At 68.8% G+C, this 13,946-nt stretch carries 16 protein-coding genes and 1 pseudogene; 5 read left to right on the top strand and 12 right to left on the bottom strand.

Features of this window, described 5'->3' with window-relative positions:
* Positions 1-376: 376 nt before the first annotated feature.
* Together FNH09_RS47755 and FNH09_RS47750 are read left to right on the top strand one after the other, a co-directional pair.
* Positions 377-661, top strand: a pseudogene (locus FNH09_RS47755) (UBP-type zinc finger domain-containing protein); the annotation flags it as partial.
* Positions 659-1,177: a DUF427 domain-containing protein gene (locus FNH09_RS47750; RefSeq protein ID WP_338017674.1), complete on the top strand. Its 519-nt coding sequence runs from the start codon at positions 659-661 to the stop codon at positions 1,175-1,177. The pseudogene FNH09_RS47755 and the gene FNH09_RS47750, both read left to right, overlap by 3 nt.
* Positions 1,178-1,493: 316 nt before the next feature.
* On the opposite strand, the gene FNH09_RS24395 is transcribed toward FNH09_RS47750, so the two are convergent.
* Positions 1,494-2,288 carry an alpha/beta fold hydrolase gene (locus tag FNH09_RS24395; RefSeq protein WP_152891499.1) on the bottom strand — a complete coding sequence of 265 codons (795 nt, stop codon included), beginning with the start codon at positions 2,286-2,288 and terminating at the stop codon, positions 1,494-1,496.
* A gap of 62 nt (positions 2,289-2,350) precedes the next feature.
* Between FNH09_RS24395 and FNH09_RS24390 the strand changes: the two genes are divergently transcribed.
* The gene (locus FNH09_RS24390) at positions 2,351-2,770 is read left to right on the top strand and encodes a MarR family winged helix-turn-helix transcriptional regulator (protein WP_152891497.1); all 420 of its coding nucleotides are present in this window, start codon (positions 2,351-2,353) and stop codon (positions 2,768-2,770) included.
* 329 nt (positions 2,771-3,099) lie between these two features.
* Here the strand turns inward: FNH09_RS24390 and FNH09_RS24385 are convergent, their stop codons facing one another.
* The 8 genes from FNH09_RS24385 to FNH09_RS24345 form a co-directional block, all read right to left on the bottom strand.
* Positions 3,100-3,531, bottom strand: a complete 432-nt coding sequence (locus FNH09_RS24385) for a DUF4259 domain-containing protein (protein ID WP_152891495.1) — start codon at positions 3,529-3,531, stop codon at positions 3,100-3,102.
* 51 nt (positions 3,532-3,582) lie between these two features.
* Positions 3,583-3,810 carry a hypothetical protein gene (locus FNH09_RS24380; protein WP_420802776.1) on the bottom strand — a complete coding sequence of 76 codons (228 nt, stop codon included), beginning with the start codon at positions 3,808-3,810 and terminating at the stop codon, positions 3,583-3,585.
* A gap of 581 nt (positions 3,811-4,391) precedes the next feature.
* Positions 4,392-5,168, bottom strand: a complete 777-nt coding sequence (locus FNH09_RS24370; RefSeq protein ID WP_152891491.1) for an SDR family oxidoreductase — start codon at positions 5,166-5,168, stop codon at positions 4,392-4,394.
* Between the two features lie 315 nt (positions 5,169-5,483).
* Complete coding sequence (locus FNH09_RS24365; RefSeq protein WP_338017673.1) at positions 5,484-7,424, bottom strand: lamin tail domain-containing protein; 1,941 nt, start codon at positions 7,422-7,424, stop codon at positions 5,484-5,486.
* Between the two features lie 199 nt (positions 7,425-7,623).
* Entirely contained in the window at positions 7,624-8,304 is a 681-nt protein-coding gene (locus tag FNH09_RS24360; protein ID WP_162469020.1) for an adenosylcobinamide amidohydrolase, read from the bottom strand.
* Positions 8,305-8,341: 37 nt separating this feature from the next.
* The gene (locus FNH09_RS24355; protein WP_238427063.1) at positions 8,342-8,512 is read right to left on the bottom strand and encodes a dihydrodipicolinate synthase family protein; all 171 of its coding nucleotides are present in this window, start codon (positions 8,510-8,512) and stop codon (positions 8,342-8,344) included.
* A 108-nt stretch (positions 8,513-8,620) separates the two neighbouring features.
* Positions 8,621-9,328 carry a B3/B4 domain-containing protein gene (locus FNH09_RS24350; protein ID WP_152891487.1) on the bottom strand — a complete coding sequence of 236 codons (708 nt, stop codon included), beginning with the start codon at positions 9,326-9,328 and terminating at the stop codon, positions 8,621-8,623.
* Positions 9,329-9,366: 38 nt separating this feature from the next.
* Positions 9,367-10,203, bottom strand: coding sequence for an EamA family transporter (locus tag FNH09_RS24345; protein WP_162469019.1), 837 nt, complete (start codon positions 10,201-10,203; stop codon positions 9,367-9,369).
* 121 nt (positions 10,204-10,324) lie between these two features.
* Here FNH09_RS24345 and FNH09_RS24340 point away from each other — a divergent pair, with 121 nt between their 5' ends.
* Complete coding sequence (locus tag FNH09_RS24340; RefSeq protein ID WP_152891485.1) at positions 10,325-10,903, top strand: helix-turn-helix domain-containing protein; 579 nt, start codon at positions 10,325-10,327, stop codon at positions 10,901-10,903.
* 182 nt (positions 10,904-11,085) lie between these two features.
* A complete protein-coding gene (locus FNH09_RS24335) occupies positions 11,086-11,850 on the top strand; it encodes an IS5 family transposase (protein WP_162469023.1) in 765 nt (254 codons plus the stop codon).
* Here the strand turns inward: FNH09_RS24335 and FNH09_RS48825 are convergent.
* From FNH09_RS48825 to FNH09_RS24320, 3 genes are read right to left on the bottom strand one after another with little or no spacing between them, the layout of a single operon-like run.
* On the bottom strand, positions 11,842-12,849 hold the full coding sequence (locus FNH09_RS48825; protein WP_238427062.1) for a hypothetical protein: 1,008 nt from the start codon (positions 12,847-12,849) through the stop codon (positions 11,842-11,844). The two genes, FNH09_RS24335 and FNH09_RS48825, sit on opposite strands and share 9 nt — an antisense overlap.
* Entirely contained in the window at positions 12,846-13,430 is a 585-nt protein-coding gene (locus FNH09_RS24325) for an RNA polymerase sigma factor (RefSeq protein WP_152891483.1), read from the bottom strand. Before FNH09_RS24325 ends, FNH09_RS48825 begins: the two co-directional genes overlap by 4 nt.
* Positions 13,427-13,672 carry a hypothetical protein gene (locus tag FNH09_RS24320; RefSeq protein ID WP_152891481.1) on the bottom strand — a complete coding sequence of 82 codons (246 nt, stop codon included), beginning with the start codon at positions 13,670-13,672 and terminating at the stop codon, positions 13,427-13,429. Before FNH09_RS24320 ends, FNH09_RS24325 begins: the two co-directional genes overlap by 4 nt.
* Positions 13,673-13,946: the final 274 nt, after the last annotated feature.

The following is a 13,946-nucleotide window of genomic DNA, read 5'->3' as shown; positions in this document are numbered from 1 at the left end:
ACACCACCCAGCCCCCAGACGCCCACCCGACCACGGGTATCCACGCCGGTTTCGGCGAGAAGCGCCTCGAAGCGGCCTCCGAGCACGTCGCAGACCTTCTCCGGCAGGCCCCGACCCGAAAACTCGACGGCGACGAACGTGCCGTCGGCTTGGGGGATGCCCCGACGAGGACCGGCTCAAGCTCCTCGCCGGCTGGGCGGCCGGCTCCGATCAACCCGGCCGACACCGGCACGACGGCACTCGCCGGCCCCGCTGAACGGCGGCGCACTTGCCCGCCGCCTGCATCCCCTGCGCGGGGTGGGGGTGAAGCACGGGGCGAGACGAGGGACGGCAAAGGAGAGATCGTGGACAGCACTGCACCGGCCGGTGATCACCGATGACGAAGTGGGCGCCCCGGCACGACGGCGGACGGCCCTCGGGCAGGCCCTGTTCCCACACCTGGACGGCCGAACCGGCGCCGCTGAGTGAGACATGCACGACGTGCGCGGCACGCGAACGTGCGCCGGCCGACCTGCTGCTCTGCCTGACCTGCGGCCATGTGGGCTGCAGCGACAGCTCCCCCGGCGCCCACGCGACGACGCACTTCGTCTCCAGCGGCCACCCGGTGGCCCGCACCCTGGCCCGCGGCCAGGAGTGGGCCTGGTGCTACGAGGACGAGGTGTACCTGGATCCGCTCTCGGAACAACCCGTGCCGCATTCCGCCCCACGGCCGCCCGAGTCCGTCTGGGACTACCCGCGCCCGCCCGCCGTATGGGAGGACGACCGCGTCGTGCGGGTCGAGTGCGCGGGCCAGGTGGTGGCGCAGACCCGGAAGTCCGTGCGGGTACTGGAGACCAGTCATCCGCCGGTGTTCTACATCCCTGCGGCGGACGTCCGTACAAAGCTGCTGATCCCGGCGCTCTCGGGCCGGACCTGGTGCGAGTGGAAAGGCTCGGCCCGGTACTGGGACGTCGTCGTGGCAGACGACGTCCGCGCCGACGCCGCCTGGAGCTATCCCCGTCCCGAACCCGGCTTCACTGCCCTCAAGGACTACTTCGCCTTCTACCCAAGCCGCATGGACCGCTGCACGGTCGCCGGAGAGGCCGTCACAGCACAGGAGGGCGACTTCTACGGCGGCTGGATCACCTCAGAGGTGCGCGGGCCGTTCAAGGGCGGCCCGGGCACCCTGCTGTGGTGAGACCGAGCCGCCGCGCGGCCTCACCCCTCCCGTCACGGGCCCTGCGAGCGCCGGGCCTGAGCATGGGCGCTTCGACTCACAGCCGGCTGAGGTTGCCGACCTGGGTGCCTCGGACTTCGCCGACAAGGTCAACGCGGGCCGGCACCGCATGGCCACGGGGTACGGACTCTTTGACGGCAAGCACGGGTTTCTCCTCGCAGTCGGCCGCGCACGCCTTGGGGAAGATCCGGATGATGAGCCCTACGAGGTGTGGTTTCGGGTCCAACTACTCGATGAATGGGACCTGGTGGGGAGGTAACTGGCCGCCGACAGTTACTCACTGTTGATGGAACGGGTTGCTCGTCTGGCGCAGGTGGGCGTCGATCAGGGCGAAGGTGGGTTCCGGTTGTTCGATCTGCGGAAGGTGGCCCGCCTTGGGGATGACCTCGAGCCGGCCGTTGCCAAAAGCATCGGCGTACGCCGCGCCGTAAGCGGGGGTGACGATGCGGTCGCTCTCACCCCAGAGCAGGAGAGCAGGCGCCTGGATGTGCCCAAGCCGGCGCAGCAGCTTGGGGTCGTGCATGTAGGGGTCGCCGGCGAGGATGCGCATGGTGGCCATGTTGGTTTGCCTGCGCGCGAGTTCTTCGGATGGGACGTCGGCTGGGTCGAGGTAGTAACGGTCCGAGTCGTGCCAGGAGTGCTCCGCAACGCCGCGGGCGTCAAGGGCGAAGAAGTCGGTGATCGGTTCCGTCTCGACCTCCACGCCGACAGCGTCGATCAGGACAAGGCCGGTGATGCTTCCCGCGTTGTCGCGTACGGCCATCTCGGCGGCTATCCAGCCCCCGAGCGAGGAGCCGACGACGAGAACGTCGCGCAGCCCGCGTTCGCGCAGGGTGTGCAGGTAGGCGAGGGCGAGGTCGTCGATGCCGGTGAGCCATGCGGGGCGGTGCGTGCCGTCCCAGCCGGGGTGCACGGGCGTGAGGGTGTGGGCGATGCGGGAGAGGTGCTGGGCGAGGCCGGCGACTGTGGCGGGGCCTCCGCCGCCGTGCAGGATGAGAACCGGCCTGCCGGCTCCGGCCTCGGACAGAGTGAGGGACAGGTCGGCGTACACAGCTGATGTGTCGTTGAGCATGCCCACCACGGTAACTAAACATCTTTATATAAGCTAGCTTAGTTGCGATGTAGACTCACTCCATGCATGGTGAGCTGCAAGAACTCGGCAGAGCGGTCAAACAAGCCCAGTATCGACAGCATCGGGCACTAGACAGCGCACTCTCGGCCATCGGCACGACGCTGGCCCAGTGGGACGCCCTGCGTGCGATCAGCCGCTCACCCGGTTCATCGGCCCGCGAGTTGGCCGCAGCGACGTTTCAGACCGAGCAAGCCTTCGGAACGCTCGTCGGCCGCCTCGCAGCACAGGGCCTCGTGGAACGCCGACCGGGACACGGCCGGCGCATCGAGCACCACCTCACGCCCCCCGGCGAGCAAGTCCTGGCGGCCGGCCACAAGGTTGCCGACGAGGTGCTCGCCGACTGCTTCTCCGCCTTGCCCCACGCGGACCGCGCAACCCTGCTCGACCTACTTCAGCGACTCACCGCAGAACGAGACACGTAGACCCGACCGCCGGCACACACCTCCGGCGGGTGCATCCATCCCCCGCTGCCCGTCGAGCGGGCGCTTCGGTGCGGCCCGAAATGGATGGCCGGCGTGCGCCTCGGCCAGCCCGCATGTTCGTCACCGACTGCTGCATCGCAACTGGCCGTCCGCGGGGGATCCCAGGTGGCCGCTGACAGCTCCCCACCCTCACCAGACCGTTCAACATCCAACAACATGGGGCGACGAGCAGACCGGTGGAGATCCTGGCCCCTCGCAGAGGCCCCATCACCCCAGGTGACCTCATAATCTGGGGTTCTGGCCCAGGTTTTGTGGCGAGTGACGTTCTGTCATTGCTCGACATCGAACAGCGGGATGGACGGTGGAGGCGGGGCAAGGACTGTGTGGAGGCGGGTGAGGTTGGCTCGCCACTGCTTCCAGTCTGCCGGGTCGACCCAGTTCGAGGCTGGCCCGGCCTCGTCGCTGATGACGCGGGCGAGGGCCTCGTCCGCGAGCCTCCGAAGATCGTTGGGAAAGGCGGGCATGGGTTTCTCAGGGCCGTAAGGTGTGTCGATTGGGTCGCCGCCTGGACATTGGGCCGCAATCAGTGCGGCGGCGGCCACCGCTTCTTCCCCTTCGGCGAGCCAGCCGGTGGCGTCGACGGTGCGCGTGAGGACGCCACGGATCAGCGCCTCGCGCACCTCAAGCTTGGCGTCGCCGAGCGTGTTGGCGAAGTCCGCGGCCGTGTCGTTGCCGAAGGGGCCAGCGTCCCAGGTGCCCATGCTGATCTCCTCGTCTCGCCGGGATCCTCGCAGCAGCCGCTGACATTGCGATCACTGTGCGAGCAGGACGCGCTTTCGCAGAAGGGCGAAGCCGGCACGCCCGACCATCTGGCGCTTGAGCATCTTGATCCGGTTGACATGCCCCTCGACCGCGCCCGAGCTCCAGGGCAGGGTCAATCCGGCGGTGACGGCGTCGAGGTCGCGGTCGATGCCGGCGGCGAGGGTATGGAGACTAGGCAGGTCGTCCTGCCGGACGGCGTCGCTGCCGAGGCCATTCACAGGCTACGCCGGAGTCATGCTGGGATGAAGCTCGGCCACCAGGGTGGGACGTTGCCCGGGCACAACGGGGCGGGGTAGGAGTCCGGCATGCCGAGCCAAGTGACAACGAACCAGGTGAACCACAGGGTGAAGATGAGCCCTGCAGTCAGGGCTGTCCTGCGATGACGTCTTTTGAGGGTGCTGTGCAGGATCACCCACGAAACCGCAGCGGCGATCCACATGAAAGGGACAAGAACCAGCAAAGTCATGCCATTGGTTACGCCGTTGCCGATGTCACAAGCAGCCCATGCATTCCCAATGGCAGCAATGGACACCACCGCGGTCAGCCCACCGCCGAAGCTGCTCGACCGCCCGGACATCCGGCGACGCTTCAAGCCGGACGAGCCGACACCGCCCAGGGACTGATCTCGGCCGGAGCTTCGATGTGCCGTCGGTCTGCCAACGTCCGCCGTCATCGCCCTGGACATCGCCGCACTCCGCGGCGGCACGATCACCGTTCTCTGAAACCCGGACGACGGCACGACCCGCCGTAGCCGACACAGCCTGGGGCCGGGCGTGGGATCTCCGGGCGGCGGCCGGGCTCAGGAGGCCTGAGCCGTCGGCATGATCGTGATCTGCTGGAGGTTCGCCCGCGGCGGCAGCATGGCGATGAAGCCGATGGTCTCGGCGACGTCCTGCGGCGTCAGCCACTCGATGGTCTCCTTGGAGCTCTCCAGCCAGTCCAGGGCACCCCGGTCGGTGACGTGGTCCTGCAGCTCGGTGCCGACGATGCCCGGCTCCACCGCCGCCACCCGCACGTTCTTCGGGCCGAGCTCCACACGCAGGTGACGGGAGAGATGGCTGACGTAGGCCTTCGTGGCCGAGTAGACGGCGAAGTTCGGGAAGATGTTCTGCGCCGCGATCGACGAGGTGTTGATCAGGTCGGCCACGCCGCGTTCGGCGGCGGCCTCGACCAGCTGCGGGGTGAAGGCGCCGATGGCGTTCATCAGGCCAGTGATGTTGAGGTCGATCTGTTGCTGCCACTGGTCGGTGGCCAGCTCCTCGACCGGGGCGGGCAGCATGACACCGGCGTTGTTGAACAGCAGGTCGGCGCCGCCCAGCTCGGCCGCCACCCGGTCGGCGACTACCTGGAGGGCTGCCTTGTCCGTCACGTCGGCGGCGATCGCCGTGGCACTGCCGCCGTCCTTCTCGATCCGGGCGACCAGGTCGGCCAGCCGCTCCGCCCGGCGGGCCAGGACGACGACATGCGCGCCGAGGGCGGCCAGCTTCTCGGCGGACGCCTCACCGATACCGCTGGAGGCTCCGGTGACGACCGCGACACGGCCCTGCAACGGCTTGGCGGTGTTCTGCGTGGACATGGTGTGCACCTTCCGGACGAAGATTGCGGGTGAAAGCGTGCCGGGTGGTCCTTACGGCCTGGCGATCCCCCCGGCCGGGCGGTTCCGGCACACCTCCAGCACACCAGCCCCGTGGCCCGGCCGCAGCGCCAGAGCCGGTCCACAAGGTCGAAAACAGCGTGCGGTGAAGCTCCCGGCGGTCGTGGGCGTCGTGTCCGTCACCCCGCCTGCCGGGAGCTTCACCGTCGTGTACTGCTGTGGAGCCTCAACGACCCCTGTCTCGCCTCGGACGGAGGCCGGGCGCCACGCCCGGCCGTGCCGCTTCGGCCGCGACACTCAGCAGGGGAAAGTGCCGCTGTAGAGCGCGTGCCCGTAGGCGGACGTCCCGGAGCCGGAGCCGTAGATGCCATCGTCGGACCAGACCGCTTCGCGGGAGCCGCTGACGCACGTCGACGTCGGCGCGATCGCGAAGCCCTCGAGGTTGTCGGTCGGCATGACGGCCGGGTTCGTGTAGGTCACGTCCGGGACGATCGCACCGCTCGCGTTGACCTTCATGAAGGTGTGCGTCTCACCGCAGGTGTTGTCGCAGGTCGCGATGATGCGCTGGGTTCCGACGTCGTACGTCACGTCCATCACCGAGGACTTGCCGGTCGCGATGGTGCCGAACGTGGTGAACGTGCCGTCGGAGTTGAGGCCGTAGACGTGCAGGGAACCGTCCCACTCCAGGCCGGCGAAGAACAGGCCCGACCCGTGCAGCGGGTAGTTCGCCGGGTTGTACGCAGCACCGGTGAGCGGGTCCACCCAGCCGTTGGCGGTGAGCCAGCTGTCCGGGACGTAGCCGACGCCCTCGAAGCCCAGATTCGCGTCGTCCTTGCTGCCGGTGTTCAGCTGCGGGAACTGCGAGGTCATGTCCCACTGGTGGACCGGCGTCAGGGTCGAGCCGGTCGCGGCCGGGTCGAACTCCATGATCGTGTCCTTGGGCACCGTGTTGTTGGCGTTGTCGCGCTCGGACGTCACATAGACGTGGCCGTTGCCGCCGACCGTCAGGCCCTCGGAGTCCGGCTGGCCGGAACCGTTCGAGAACCGGAGCTGCTTTCCGGTCGCGCTCCACGACGCATCGGGGATCCACAGCCCGTTGCTCTTGATCAGCTTGTACAGCCAGTTCTTGTTCTTGGCTGCCCACAGCACGGACGGGTTCGACGGGTCGAAGGCCAGGCCGCTCACGTCACGACCCTCGGGGCCGCTGGACGTGGTGAACGCGCAGACGTTGTCGGCGATCGTGACGTCCAGCCCGCCCGGCCACGCCAGGGTGCCCGAGGGGGTGGAACCCGTACCGCTGGGCGCCTCGGGGGTGCAGCCGCTGGTGAGCGAGCCGCCTCCGCCCAACAACTGGCCGCTCTGCCCGCCACCGCCGCCGGTGCCGCCACCGCCGCTGCCCGAGCAGGAGTTGGCGCTGCCGAGCGTCGCGGTCACGGCGCTCTGGAACCAGCCGGCGCCGTCGGCGCAACGCTCGTCCGACGGCTTGGCGCCGTCGGTCGCCCAGGTCACGGAGTCGACCGTGTTGCCGCTGCCCTCGAGCAGGAAGACGGAGTCGTTGTCACCCAGTCCAAGGGTGGAGTTGAACGTGACGCGGCCGCCTGCGGGGATACTGGTCGCGCTCGGCGAGGAGGACGAGACCGAGGCCGCGGAGTGGCTGGTGTCGCTGTCGACGTACTTCCACGAACCGATGCTCACGGCACTCGTGCCGCCGTTGTACAGCTCCACGGTGTCCGCGCCGTCGGAGGTGACCTCGTTGACGCGCACCTTGCTCGCCGCCGAGACCGACGACGGGCAACCCGAGGCGTTGGCGGCGCCGAAGGTGGCCGCGGTGGTCGTGGTCACCCACGCCCCGGTGCCGTCGCCGCCGCAACGCGCCATCGCCGGCTTGGCCTTGTCGGTGGCCCACTCGACGCGGTCGACCACCGTGCCACCGGAGGTGTAGATCACCAGCTTGTCGGAATCGCCCAGCCCCTTGGGTGAGTTGAAGGTGACGAAGCCGCCCGCCGCGATCGTGGGGGACGACGGGGCGAAGGTCTGCTGCGAGAAGCTGTCGTCGGACATCTTCCAGCCGCTGATGCTGACGGAGGCGGAGCCGGCGTTGTACAGCTCTACCGTGTCGTTGCCGGACGAGGTGACTTCGTTGATCCGGACGTTCTGGTAGCCGGCCGGGTCGGCGGCGGCCGCGGGCGACGCGGCGACCAGTCCCGTGACGAGCAATCCTGAGAAGGCCAAAGCCACAGCACAGAGGGAGGCGGCGCTGACACGCGAGTGTGAGGTAGGCACGAGGCGGAACTCTGGCGGAAGGATCTTGAAACCGGGTGTACGCGAGTTGAATGCCGCCTGCTGGCCGCCGGAACGCCAGGCTCACAGCGTCATCACCTGACGGGACAATGATGACGGAGGGTGTCCCCGAGCCGCCTGACGCGCCTCGGCGCCCTCACGGCGCACTCGATGCCGCCCCTACGGCCGCATGGACGGCCCGCGCCAGCCGGGCACCCCACACAGAGCGCGGGCCGGCGAAGGCGTGGGCCTCCTCGCCGCCGCGCACGGTGCGTGCCGCGATACACACGGCGTCAGTCGGCGTACCCGAGCAGTCGTAGCCACCTTCGACGAGCGCCTGGACCTTCGCCTCGGTGGCCGTGGCCACCGCGTTGACCAGAGCCGCGTCCGTCAGCGGCACCGGGAGCGCGACCACTATATTGATCGTGCCCGGGGCGGCCGGCAACGCGCTGCCCTCGTCGGGCGTTGCCGCCCACCCTCTGACTCCGAGACCCGCGGTGACGACTGCATCGATGCCCCCGTCGTGGGCCAGACCGTACGACGTGACATCGGCCGCGGTCATCAGTCCCACCCCTGTCCCGTGCACGCCCGCAGCGTCGGCCAGCCCGGCAAGGTGACGGTCGGGGTCGGTGCGCCGATACCCGTGGGACACCTGGGCGTTCAGGACCCAGGCACGCTCCCCCAGACCCCCGCCGAGCACGGCACTGGAGACCATGCGCCAGCCGTCGCCCGCTCTCCACAGCAGCGCGTGAAGCCGCTCGCCGTCCTCGACGCGGGCGAGCTGCTGGACATGCAGCAGCCCACCGACAGGACGTGGCGGCGCTACGACGACGGTCACCCGGGCGGACTCTCTACGAGGCGGATACCGGCTGAGCCTACGTCAGCGGTGCGGCCCGCCCGGCCGCCGAGCCGGTGGAGCCCAGCGCCCCGATCGAGTCGACACCGGCGGCAGCGAGCCGGTTGACCAGTGCGGCGAACGCCTTCTCGTCGACGTTGCCGTTCCCGGGGATGGGGGTGAGCGGGAAGGCGCTCAGACCGGTGAACAAGACGAACCTCCAGGGGGTGCGGGTGGTCCTTTGTCGGCGGCGGGGTGCAGCCCCTGCCATCGTGAACCCGGTGCCGCCGTGCAGGCGGGCGGGCCAGGGGGGCGGTGGTCAGACGGTGGCGTCGGGGTGCGCCGGGCTGAGGTAGTAGACGGTGCTCTGTCGGGTGTGCGGAACGAGGAGGCCGTGCAGGTCCTCCGCGGCGACCTTGAGGAGGTCCCCGTCGCGGGTGGCGGCGACGGTTTCCAGGACGAAGGAGACGCGGGTGGAGTCTTCGGTGACGCGGGTGTGGTGGGCGTCGCGGTGGTTCCAGTGCCGGGTGAGCACGTCGGTGGTGTCGGTGTAGATAATCTCGCCGGGCCTGGGGTTCTCGACGGTGTCGGGTTCGCCGAGCGGCGTGAAACTCTCGCTGCCGTCGGCATAGCGGATCTCGACCTCGCCGGTTACGTGGTCGAGGTCGAAGGCGCCGGCAGGCAGGCCGTGGCGGACAGAGACGTAGTTGTACGAGTCGACGGCCGGATTGATCCGGGGCAGAGTGCCCTTCTTCGCGAGGCGGCGGCCCAGGGCGTCGACGCTGGGGCGAATGCGGCGCGGGTTGGTGCCGAAGGAGTGGTAGGCGGCATGCCACGCCTCGATGAGCGGGTCGCTCTCGTCGGCCGGTTGCCAGGCGCCGTCGGCGAGCTGGGCCTCCAGGTCCTCCAGGGCGGCCGCGGTGGCGGGCCAGGGCTCGCCACCGCGCAGGCCGGTGGCAGTGACGACGGCGATCAGGGTGTCGGGGAAGGCATCGGCGACAGCGGTGCTTATCCGGAAGGCGGTCATCAGGTGGTCCGTTCAATGAAGGTGGTTGGGCGGGCGGGTCAGGTGAGGGCGAGAAGGCTGACGGCGACGGCGGCGGCGCCCAGGCCGATCAGCTGACCGCGGTGGATCCGCTCAGCGAGGACGCTGCGGGCGAGCAGGACGGTACCGGCCGGGTACAGGGCGGTGATCACGGCGACGACAGTCAGGTCACCGTTGCGGGCGGCCAGCAGGAACAACAGGTTGGCCACCGAGTCCAGCACGCCGGCCGTCGCCGACATCGCGTACGCGGGCTTCTCCGAACCCAGCCGCCGGAACATCACACCGGTAGCGGCTAGGGTGACCGCGGAGGACACGGCGCGACCGATGATCAGCGGGCCGACGCCGCTGTCGGAGGGCGCCTGGTGCAGGAAGACGAGCTGCAGGGCGATCGCGGCCCCGGCGCCGAAGGCCAGCAGCAGCGCGGTGCGCGACGGGCGGGCCGACTCCGCGCCGTGCCCGGCGCTTACCAGTACCACGGCTGCCAGCGCCAGTGGCAGGCCGATCAGTCCGGCCAGGCCCAGGCGCTCGCCCTGCACCAGGCCCACGCCAACCGGCAGCATCGCCGAGACCAAGGCGGTGACCGGGGACAGGACGTTCATCGGGCCGATCGCGAGCGTGCGGTAGAGCAAGGCGAACGCGGCGGCCGACGCAATGCCGGAGGCGGCGCCCCAGGCAAGAGTGGCGGGGGCGAAGGAGGCGCCGAGGAAGGGCCACAGCAGCAGTTCGACGGTGAGCGAGGCCGGGGCGGCGATCATCACGGTACGTAGGACGTGGGCCTTGCGGGCGCCGAGGCCGCCGAGGAAGTCGGCGCATCCGTAGGCCAGGGAGCTGCCCAGGGCCAGCAGCAGAGCGATCACAGGTGGTACATCCCTTACTATCTATGGAACGACTACACCGTACAACGCACCGACCGAGAGTCGTCAACCAAACGACCGTGCGGTCCAATGCATTGGTCCACTGTCTGAAGAGGTGATAGCGATGGCCGAGACCGAGGTGGCGCTGCGGACGCTCGCGCACAACGTCCGCGCGGCCCGTACCCGCGCCGGACTGTCCCTGGACGAACTCGGCCGCCGCGCCAAAGTCAGCAAGGGCGCCCTGGTTGCCCTGGAGAAGGCCCAGGGCAACCCCAACTTCGCCACCCTGGTCCGCCTCGCCGACACCCTCGGCGTCTCGGTGTCCGCACTGCTGGAAGGACCGGCCGAAGGCCGTGTCCGGGTCGTGTCCGCCGACGCGGTCATGCCGCTGTGGGCCGGAGAGAAGGGCGGCGAGGCACGACTCATGCTGACCACATCGGGACCCGCCCCGGTCGAGGTCTGGCGGTGGAAACTGGAACCCGGCGAGGAGTACCCCAGCCACCCCCACCAGGCCGGCGTCGTGGAAACCGTCAGCATCACCACCGGACAGATGGTCCTCGTCGTCGATGGCACCGAGCATCCCGTCGAAGCCGGGCAGACCGCCACGTTCGAGGGCGACGTCCCCCACACCTACCGCGGGTCAGGCACCGCAGCCTGTCACCTGATCATGACTGTGCACATCCCACCCGCCCTGTCTCCGTGAATGACCATGAAGCCGGACGGCAACGGCGAACCGCGCCGTCAGGTGCAGGCGGCGAGATAGTGAGCTGTTTCCAACCTGGCTTCGTGTGGCGGGAGTTGGGGTGAGGAGCAGTGCGGAGACGTAGAGAAGCTCCTGTTAGACGGGTGATTGTCGAGATCAACTGTCCAGCCAGGAGCTTCCGCGTGCTTGTCTACCCATCGGGGATCGATCTGTCCACCTCGTCCCTGCGATTTCTCGCCCGCCAGCTGAGCACGCGGCATCGAGAGCAGGGGACCCGGTGGCGCCGTCTGTCCGCAGGGCGCCAGGCGCTGCTGGTCCTGGCGCATCTTCGCTGCGGTGACACCTACGCCCACCTCGCCGCCGGCTTCGAAGTCGGGATCGCGACGGTGTACCGGTACGTGGCCGAGGCCGTCGAAGTTCTCGCCGCGCGGGCTCCCGACCTGCGGACCGCGGCCTGCACCGCCTCCACCAAGGCATTCGTGATCCTGGACGGCACGCTGCCGCCGATCGACCGAATCGCGGCCGACCGGCCCTTCTACTCTGGGAAACATAAGAAGCACGGCATGAACGTGCAAATCATCACCGATCCCGCCGGGCGACTGGTGTGGGCATCGCCCGCACTGCCCGGCGCGGTCCACGACATCAAGGCCGCGCGAACCCACGGCATCATCGACGCCCTGGAGGAAGCCGGCGTGGAGTGCTGGGCCGACCAGGGTTACCGGGGCGCCGGCGGCACCATACGGCTGCCCTATTGGGGTCGCTGGGAGACGCTTTCCGTAGGTCAGCAGGCTGTCAACCGCTCGCATGCGAGGATCCGTGCGCTCGTCGAGCAGGCCATGGCCACCCTCAAGACCTGGCGACTCCTGCACAAGCTGCGATGCTCCACGACTCGCATCACCAGCCTGGTTCAGGCCGTCCTCACCCTGCATCTGACCTGCTCAAACTGAGGTTGGAAACAGCTCAGTGGCGGTGCCGGACCGGACGATCCAGACACCGCTGCCGGGTGGGGACTCGTCCGAGCGGGACTTGAGGCCTTCTGGATCACTGCCCGGCGGCCAGTGGGTGGTGTGTTCGGACCAGTGGACACCGCTGAGGTCGACGCCGGTCAGGTCGGTGCTACTCAGGTCGGAGGTGGTGAAGTCATCCAAGAGCCCGTGCAACGAGTCCCTGTCGAGAACGAGGGGCTCCCGGCCGAGTGCCAAGCCGATGGCCCGGCCAACCTCGGCGGTACGAATTTCGACGATGACACCACAGACAAGGCCGACGTCGAGGTCAAGGTCGAGGGTGACGTCGAAGGCACGGGCGAGGTCGCGGGCGCGGGCGAGAGCGAAGTCGAGGTCGCGGGCGAGGTCGTGGTCAACAACGCGGTCGCGAGCGACGGTGAGGCTGACGACGAGGTCAAAGGCGCGGTCGCGGTTGCGGTTGGGGTGGCGGGCGAGCTCGAGGTCGGCGGCGACGGTTTGAGCGAGGTCGAGGTGGACAGCGAGGTCGTGGTCAAGGTGGACGGCGACGGCGCGTTCGATCGCGCGCTCAAGGTCGACGGTGAGTTCGCAGGCGAGGTCGAATGTGAGGTCGAAGGCACGAGCGCGGTCGAGAACGTGATCGAGAGCGAGGGCTTGACTGGCTGCTTTCACTTCGGGGTTGTTGCGCAGGATCATGCGGTCTGCGGGGCAGAGTGTGTGGAGGAGTTCCCTTGTCTCGGTGGGGTGGTGCGGCGTGTGGGCCGTTGGGGCTGGAGGGGTGGGGAGGATGGCGGCCAGGCCGGCTTCGGTGTCGAGGACGGTGTCGAGGTTGCTGGTAGCGGTGTCGTGGTGGGACTGGAGGAGGACTTCGCGCAGGCCGGCCGCGGTATCGAGGAGATCGTCGAGGGCGTGAGTCAGGGCGTGCTGGTGCTGGGTGAGCCAGTGGTGCGCAGCCTGGTCGCCGGGGTCGGGGTGGCGGGTCACTGTTCCTCCTCCCGTGCCTTGAGGTAGGCGGCTGCGGTGCGGCGGGCCTTCTTCAGATTGGCGCGCACGTTCTCGGCTGGAACGCCGAGGTGGTCGGCGATGTCGGTGGGAGTGAAGTCGGCCAGGGTCCAAGCCAGGGCTTGTCGCTGTTTCATCGGCAGGCTGCGCAGTAAGGGGAGCGCATCATGCCGGGCTTCCCATTCCGCGATGGCGTCGGGGCGGGGCACCAGTGCGGAGGGTTCGGGGACGTCATAGACGGGTTCCTCGACGGAGGCAACTCTGCGGGCCAGCGTGCGGGAGGCGGCTTTGTGGACCCAGGCTTTCGGATAGGAGATGTTTTCCCAGGTCCGGTAGGCATCGGTCATGGCCTCCTGGGCAATGTCCGCGGCCACCTGGACGCCGGCACCATGATTGATCAAAAAGCCGGTCAGGGGACGGATGTTCTCGCGGTAGAAGTCGGAGAACTCCTCGTCCGTCCGCTGCCGGGCGCCGTGGCGTTGACCGGGCGGGGCTGGAGGTGCCGGTGAGCCGGGGGCCGCAGGCGCCGGGGGGTCGACGCTGTCTCCCAGGTGGTTGCTCACGCTGCCTGGTCCTCCCCTGGAACCGAAATGCGGGTGATCTTCACATGCAGGAGGTTGCCCTCGGCGTCCCGGTCATCGAGCTCCACCTGGCCGTCTGAGGCCACCGCCTCGGTGACCTGAAGAAGGTAGCGCTGCCGCTGCTGTTCACGGCGCGCTCGCCCGCGCAGGCGGATCCAAAGTGTCAGCAGTGTGCAGACCTTAGCGATAACGGTCGAGACGATGACGGCCGTGGCCGGGTCCATCAGAGATCCCCCCTTGCTCCTATTACGGACCCGTCCTTGAGGCCGGGCACGAACTAAGGGGGTGAGAAGCTCATGATCGTGAACTCGTGGGCCAAAATAATTTGATACCGCAGGACATCCGGCGCCTCCTCCAAGAACTGCGGCGAGGTGCGGGCTGGCGCCTTCACGTTCAGCTCCTCGCCGTGCCCAACTGCTCTGGAACCTTCTGAAGGTAGGGTCGCTCCACCGAATCAGCCTGCGAAGAAACAGGCGGCCGCTCATGCGGGGAGGCACT

Source organism: Streptomyces adustus, assembly GCF_009377175.1.
In the GTDB taxonomy this organism is placed as follows: Bacteria; Actinomycetota; Actinomycetes; order Streptomycetales; family Streptomycetaceae; genus Streptomyces; species Streptomyces adustus.
This window is presented reverse-complemented; position numbering and strand designations above follow the sequence as displayed.

Coding starts and splice junctions, on each gene's coding strand:
- FNH09_RS24320 (WP_152891481.1), bottom strand. CDS start 13,672: ATGGACCCGGCCACGGCCGTCATCGTCTCGACCGTTATCGCTAAGGTC.
- FNH09_RS24370 (WP_152891491.1), bottom strand. CDS start 5,168: ATGTCCACGCAGAACACCGCCAAGCCGTTGCAGGGCCGTGTCGCGGTC.
- FNH09_RS24350 (WP_152891487.1), bottom strand. CDS start 9,328: ATGACCGCCTTCCGGATAAGCACCGCTGTCGCCGATGCCTTCCCCGAC.
- FNH09_RS24395 (WP_152891499.1), bottom strand. CDS start 2,288: ATGCTCAACGACACATCAGCTGTGTACGCCGACCTGTCCCTCACTCTG.
- FNH09_RS24385 (WP_152891495.1), bottom strand. CDS start 3,531: ATGGGCACCTGGGACGCTGGCCCCTTCGGCAACGACACGGCCGCGGAC.
- FNH09_RS24340 (WP_152891485.1), top strand. CDS start 10,325: ATGGCCGAGACCGAGGTGGCGCTGCGGACGCTCGCGCACAACGTCCGC.
- FNH09_RS24390 (WP_152891497.1), top strand. CDS start 2,351: ATGCATGGTGAGCTGCAAGAACTCGGCAGAGCGGTCAAACAAGCCCAG.